Origin of the sequence: Rhodoferax sp., assembly GCF_018063565.1 — a bacterium.
Classification (GTDB): domain Bacteria; phylum Pseudomonadota; class Gammaproteobacteria; order Burkholderiales; family Burkholderiaceae_C; genus Rhodoferax.
Window position 1 is genome coordinate 65,352 of the sequence record NZ_JAGPBB010000009.1, and the last position, 6,200, is coordinate 71,551.

Consider the following 6,200-nt stretch of genomic DNA (forward strand, 5'->3'; position numbering starts at 1 on the left):
CTGGCGCATGACAGAACAATATTATGAAATGTTGTGGGACTGTCCGCAGTGTGATGCCAAAGACCTGCTGAGCAAGACCCATCGGCACTGCCCCACTTGCGGGGCAGCTCAGGATCCGGCGCGCCGGCATTTCCCGCAACCGGGTCAAGAGGTTGAGGTGCTGGGTCACCGCTACATCGGTGTGGATTGGCGTTGCGGCTACTGCGAGGCACCCAACTCGGCCGCTGCGGCGTTTTGTATCAACTGTGGTGGCCCGCAGGAGGGCACCGCCAAGGTGAAACTGGTGTCAGACGAGGCACCCGCTTCGCCGGCGGCCTCACCGCCCGCTCAGCCAAAGCCGCCGAGCACCGGCTTGCCCTGGCTCAGGGTGATCGTGGCGCTGGTGCTGCTGGTTGGGGTCGGGCTGAGCTACCTGTTTTTCAGCAAACACGACGAACAGGTGCAGGTGGTGGAAAAGTCCTGGAGTCGCCAGATCGATGTCGAACGGTTCACGGCAGTGCGCGACACTTCCTGGTGCAGTGACATGCCGGCCGATGCCTACCAGGTTTCGCGCGCCCGCGAACAGCGCAGCACGCGCCAGGTCCCTGACGGACAGGACTGCGTTGACGTGCGCGCGGATGCGGGTGACGGCACTTTCAGCAAGCGCCGCGAATGTACGACCCGGTACCGCGAGGAACCTGAGTACGACATGAAGTGCAGTTATCGCGTCAATCGCTGGCGTGTGGCGCGCACTGACCGTCTGGCAGGTGACGCGCTTTTGGCGCCCGCCTGGCCAACACCGTTGCTGGCCAACAACTTGATTGGCGGTGGCGGTCTGGGAGGTGAACGACTCGGAGGTAAACGTGAGACGTATAGCGTCAAGCTGCAGTCGGCCCAGGGCCGCAACTGGACCTGCACGCTGCCCCCTGAGAACTGGCCAAGACTTGCGCAGGGGCAGTCGCTGCCGCTGCGTGTGCGCGGTACCGGCGGTGCCGACTGCGACAGCCTGCTGCCAGCCAGGTGATCAGGCGCGCCTGCACAAACGGCCTTGATCGCGTGGAAGACGCTTGACTGATCCGGCAACAACAAGCCAGCGTTATCGCCCCGGCCTGGTGATCTGGCTGTCGGTGGGCCAACTCGTCAGTTGGGGCAGTGTTTTTTATCTGTTCGCCTTGCTGCTGGCACCACTGGAGCGTGATCTGGGTTTAAGCCGAACCGAAGTGTCGCTGGCCTTCAGTCTGGCTTTGCTGGCCGAAGGACTGGCTGCCTACCCGGTGGGGCGCTGGATTGACCGTGGACATGAGCGTCGCGTCATGACGGGCGGTTCACTGCTTGCCGGACTGGCTCTGGTTTTGCACAGTCGGGTGTCATCGGCCTGGGGACTCTATGGCGTCTGGATGGTGCTGGGCGTGGCCATGGCGGCCATCCTGTACTCACCGGCGTTTGCGGTGGTCACCCGGCGATTTGCCAGCGATTTCCGGCGCGCGATCATTACCTTGACTTTTCTGGGGGGCTTGGCCAGTACGGTGTTTATTCCGTTGATCGCCTGGTTGATGGGTCACCTGGGCTGGCGCGGCGCACTGTTGTGTCTGGCCATGGCGCACTGGCTGTTGTGTGCGCCACTGCATTGGCTGGTGCTGCGTGGTGCCGTTGGGACGCCGCGGCACGCTGCGGTGGCAGACAGCGATCGTTCAACACCTTCCGGGGTGTCGGAATTGGTGCGCAGTGCACCTTTTCTGCTGATTGGTGTGTTTGTGAGTCTCATGATGTCGGTGACGGTTGCGCTTCCGGCGCATATGGTCAGTCTGCTGCGCGAGTACGGGCTGGCTGAAACCTGGGTCATTGCGCTGCCGGCGGCAATTGGTGTCATCCAGGTGGCCGGACGTCTATTGATGTATCTGTTTGAGCATCACATGAACCTGCACCGCGTTAACCGATGGGTGCCGATGTTGATCCCGTTCGGCCTGCTCGTGCTGTTGTCGGATGCGGGGCGAGGTGACGCCTCGGTGTTCCTGGCTGGCGCGTTTGTGCTGCTGTACGGGCTGGGCAATGGCATGTTGACCATCGTCAGAGGAACCGTGATTGCCCTGTATGTCAGCCACGCCCACGCGGCAACCCTGAATGGCGTGTTGGGGTTGCCGCAGGCGCTGGCACGGGCATCTGCACCTTTGCTGCTGGGTATTTTGTGGTCGCCACAGGTGGGGTACCGCCACGGTCTTTGGCTGATGCTCGCCCTGTGCCTGGTCGCTGTTGCGGTGCTGATATTGGCACAGCGTCTTAGCCTGCGCCATCTTCGCCCTGTCGACTAACGGTTGACGACGCGAAGCGAGTTACCCTCGATCTGCACCTTGGCACCCACCATGGCCGGGTCATTTCGCTCGATGGTGCGGGTGCTGCCGTCATCCATGCGGACCACCACGCGGTAATGGATGGTCTTTTTCATGTTTTTCTCAACACTGTTACCGGCCAGTCCGCCCCCGACGGCTCCCAACACGGTGGCCAGCTTCCGGCCGTCGCCGCCGCCCACTTGGTTGCCGACCACCGCACCAAGTACCCCTCCGGCAATGGCACCCAGGCCAGTGCCACTGCCCTCCTGCTCCACGGAAATGACCCGCTCCACAGTGCCACAGGTCGCGCAGACGGGCGGATTTGGCTCGGGTGCGCGGGCTACAGCAGGTTCTTCAGCCGGCAGTTGCACGGGCTGAGGGCTTGCACTGGCATGCACTTCAGCGGTCTTGTCTGCTTCATGATGTGTAGCTTTAGGTTCTTTACTGGTATGCGCTGGAGTCGATTTTGGCTTGATATTCTCAGCCTTGGCCACTGGTTGGGTGTGCACTGCCATTGGAGTACTGGCAGGTGTTTGTGCCGTCTCGGTGATGATGGTTTCGGCGCTGGCGGTGTTGGCAGGTGCTGACGCCGCGCTTGCGGCATTCTGCAAGGTGGTCGGCAGATCAGCCATGGCAACCCGGGGTTCGACCGGCTGGTTTTGAATGCGGATCAGCGTGGCACCCATGGCGAGCACCGCAACACCCAGCACGGCAATGGCAGCCCAAAGAGTCTTGTTGTTTCCCGCTGGGGCTGGGGCGTCAAATGCTTGATTTGTCATGAGATGTCCTTGAAATTTGTTGGTCGACCATACCCTCGTGTCGCCGATGACAGACTGTAAACCAGCGATGTAAATCCTTTATGGCTGGCGTGTATCAAAGCGTAAGCCCATGTCTGGACCGCACACAGAGTTTGTTGACTTGGCAAGGCGGCACAATTGGGCGCCAGGAAAACACTTTTGGGAGCTGAGGTGGCGATACAAGCTTGGGAAGGGGTTCTGGCGGTGGCATTGGGTGGTGGTTTTTTTTACTTCACATGGCGCGTCAAACGCGCCGCATCGCCCGACAAACTGCTGGGTGAGGTGCGTGAAGTGCGGCGCAAGTGGCTGTGGGCGCTGGAAGCCGGGCGACTTCTGGTGATTCGCCACGACACCCACAACACGCCGACGGTGCGGCTACAGTTTCGAAAACCCGGCGCCGTCATGGCGCTGCGATTGACGCCTGGGCAGGCGCAAGACATCGCAGCGCTGTTGCGGAAAGCCGCCAGGCACCCTCACCCCGGGGCTGACCTGGCAGTGCCAAAGTGATGCAGATCGGCTGAAAATGGACGGGACATTTGCATGGCTGTTTTGCGTTGTTGTTGTGTTGATCATGGTCAGCCCCATGTACCAGCGCAGCAAGGCATTTCACAAAAACATGTTCAGCGCGAACGACGTCACGTCCTTGGGCGTCGTCGCACAAATTGAAGTCTTTGCCGTTGACGACAGAGAGTTTGGCCCCTTGGCTGGAATAGTGTTCAATGGGGCAGGCGGCGATTTGCGACTGAGCATCACTCCCGCTGACGCCCGATTGCTCGCTCAGATGCTTGAAACGGCAGCCCATGATGCACAACGATGATGTCATGATTTCTCGCCGCCGCACTTTGCAGACCCTGGCCCTGACGCCGCTTTGGTCGGGCGCTGCGACTTCGGTCGCTGCGCCAGCCCCGGCAAGCCAGTTGCTGCAGGTGGTCGGCGAGCGTCACAAACTTTTGTTGCGCGCCGACGGCAGCGTGCTGGGCTGGGGGCAGGCACAGGACGGGCAGCTTGGACTGCCGGCTGATGCGACCCGAGGCAATGCACCTGTGGCATTGCCGTTGCCAGCGCCTGGGGTGAGCGTGGCTGCTGGAGCCCGCAGCTCATTGGTCGCCCTGGAGGATGGCAGTGTGCTTGCCTGGGGCAGCGGACCCTTGCTCGGCCAGGCCAGCTTTGGCCGCCCACCCGTGGCGGCGCAGCGCCTGAGCGGGCTCAGGGGCGTGGTGCAACTGGTTGCGCATGGCCACACGGCATTGGCGCGGCTGGACGACGGTCGTGTGTTGGCCTGGGGCTCAGGATCTGACGGTGAATTGGGTGATGGCCGATCGGCCAGCTATGGACTGCAGAACAGTTCATCGCCGCAGTGGGTGCCAGGCGTGACCGGTGTGGTGCAGATCAGCATCGGGACGGGCCATGTGCTGGCCCTGACGAGCACAGGCCAGGTGCTGAGCTGGGGAGCCAATGCCTACGGTGCGCTTGGGCGTGGGCCACGCCGGGAGCGCCCGCTGGATGAGCCGGGGCAGGTCGAGGGATTGTCCGATGTGGTGCAGGTAGCTGCGGGCAACGGCGTCTCTGGCGCCATCACCCGCGACGGCCGTGTCTGGGTGTGGGGGGCGAACTGGCATGGCCAGTTCGGCAACGGCACGCGCACCGATCCACCCGGACCTGATCACGGCTTTGAACTGACACCGCAGCCTGTGGCAGGGATCAGCGCTGCGGTGGCGCTGAGCCTGGGCCTGACGGGTCGCCATACGCTGGTGCGACTGCGCGACGGCAGCCTGCGCGGCTGGGGCAACACCGACTGGGGGCAACTTGGGGCGGGCGTCAAGTCAAGCTATCAGACCCGGCCGGTGAAGGTTCGCCTGACCGACGTGGTGGCGGTGTTTGCGGCTGGCAACAGCAGCTTTGCTGAGCGCCGTGACCGTAGCTTGTGGGTCTGGGGTGCCGGCGGCGCGGGTGATTGGCCATTGCTCGCCAACAGCGCCGTGCCGACGGCGCTGACGTTGCCCGGGTGATGTCTGCCAGCTTCGTTTGGAAACCGTCACCTGTCGCCGGTTGACTCTCGCTTGCGGGTGGAGCGCCCAACAGACCTACAAATTCGGCCCCAGCCAGCGCCGCACTTGCTCCACCGCCACGCCCCGCCGCTGCGCCATGTCCTGCACCTGGTCTTTACCGATGCGCCCGACGTTGAAATAGGTCGCCTGAGGGTGCGCCAGGTAAAAGCCGCTCACGCTCGCAGCGGGTGTCATGGCCAGGCTGTCGGTCAGATGCATGCCGATCTCGTCGCACTGCAGCAGTGCAAACATCTCGCGCTTGACGCTGTGGTCCGGGCAGGCCGGGTAGCCCGGCGCCGGGCGGATGCCCCGGTAGCGCTCGGCGATCAGTTCGGGCACCGCCAAGGACTCGCCAGTCGCGTAGCCCCACAGGTCGGTGCGCACCTTGTGGTGCAGACATTCGGCAAAGGCCTCGGCCAGCCGGTCGGCCAGCGCCTTGAACAGGATGGCGCTGTAGTCGTCGTGGGCGGTGGCAAACTGGGCCTCTTTGGCATCCGCTCCCAGACCGGTGGTGACGGCAAACAGGCCGATGTAGTCGCCCCCAGCGGCAGCGGCCGGCGCATTGCCTGGGAGCAGACTTTTGCCATCATTTTGGCCTCTAGCGCTTGCTCCATCTGAGCCTGAAGCTATATTTACAGTAGCATCCGGCGCCGGCAGTACAAAGTCTGCCAGACAGCGACTGGGCTTGAAGGTGCCGTCGTCCTCGGCCTCGCGGGCGGCTTGCTGGCGCAGGCCATGCCAGGTCAGAGCGACCTGGCTGCGCGAGGCGTCGGTGTAGAGGGCAATGTCGTCGTCGTTCACGGCGGCTGCCGGGTACAGACCGATCACGCCGTTGGCCGTCAGCCAGCGCCCGGCGATGATCTTTTTCAGCATTGCCTGTCCATCGGCCAACAGCTTGCGCGCCTCCAGCCCGACCACCGCATCGTCCAGAATGGCCGGGTACGGTCCGGCCAGGTCCCAGGTCTGAAAGAACGGGCCCCAGTCGATGTAACTGGCCAGTTCAGCCAGGTCAAAGTTCTTGAACACACGCCGGCCCACAAACTTCGGCA

Annotated in this window: 7 protein-coding genes; 5 read left to right on the top strand and 2 right to left on the bottom strand. The window is 63.1% G+C overall.

The window, feature by feature from the left end:
• Positions 1-7 precede the first annotated feature (7 nt).
• Complete coding sequence (locus tag KBF66_RS03995; RefSeq protein ID WP_296652564.1) at positions 8-1,003, top strand: zinc ribbon domain-containing protein; 996 nt, start codon at positions 8-10, stop codon at positions 1,001-1,003.
• A 43-nt stretch (positions 1,004-1,046) separates the two neighbouring features.
• Complete coding sequence (locus KBF66_RS04000; protein ID WP_296652568.1) at positions 1,047-2,288, top strand: MFS transporter; 1,242 nt, start codon at positions 1,047-1,049, stop codon at positions 2,286-2,288.
• On the opposite strand, the gene KBF66_RS04005 is transcribed toward KBF66_RS04000, so the two are convergent.
• Positions 2,285-3,085 carry a glycine zipper 2TM domain-containing protein gene (locus tag KBF66_RS04005; RefSeq protein WP_296652571.1) on the bottom strand — a complete coding sequence of 267 codons (801 nt, stop codon included), beginning with the start codon at positions 3,083-3,085 and terminating at the stop codon, positions 2,285-2,287. The genes KBF66_RS04000 and KBF66_RS04005 overlap by 4 nt on opposite strands.
• Before the next feature lie 189 nt (positions 3,086-3,274).
• On the opposite strand from KBF66_RS04005, the gene KBF66_RS04010 reads away from it, so the two are divergent.
• Genes KBF66_RS04010 through KBF66_RS04020 form a run of 3 tightly spaced genes read left to right on the top strand, consistent with a single transcriptional unit; the run spans position 3,275 to position 5,112 of the window.
• Positions 3,275-3,610, top strand: coding sequence for a hypothetical protein (locus KBF66_RS04010; protein WP_296652575.1), 336 nt, complete (start codon positions 3,275-3,277; stop codon positions 3,608-3,610).
• Positions 3,611-3,626: 16 nt separating this feature from the next.
• Entirely contained in the window at positions 3,627-3,920 is a 294-nt protein-coding gene (locus tag KBF66_RS04015) for a hypothetical protein (RefSeq protein WP_296652576.1), read from the top strand.
• Positions 3,904-5,112: a hypothetical protein gene (locus KBF66_RS04020; protein ID WP_296652579.1), complete on the top strand. Its 1,209-nt coding sequence runs from the start codon at positions 3,904-3,906 to the stop codon at positions 5,110-5,112. The genes KBF66_RS04015 and KBF66_RS04020 overlap by 17 nt, the downstream gene beginning before the upstream one ends.
• Before the next feature lie 75 nt (positions 5,113-5,187).
• On the opposite strand, the gene KBF66_RS04025 is transcribed toward KBF66_RS04020, so the two are convergent.
• The coding region (locus tag KBF66_RS04025; protein ID WP_296652582.1) for a vitamin B12 dependent-methionine synthase activation domain-containing protein at positions 5,188-6,200 on the bottom strand (1,013 nt) is incomplete at its 5' end.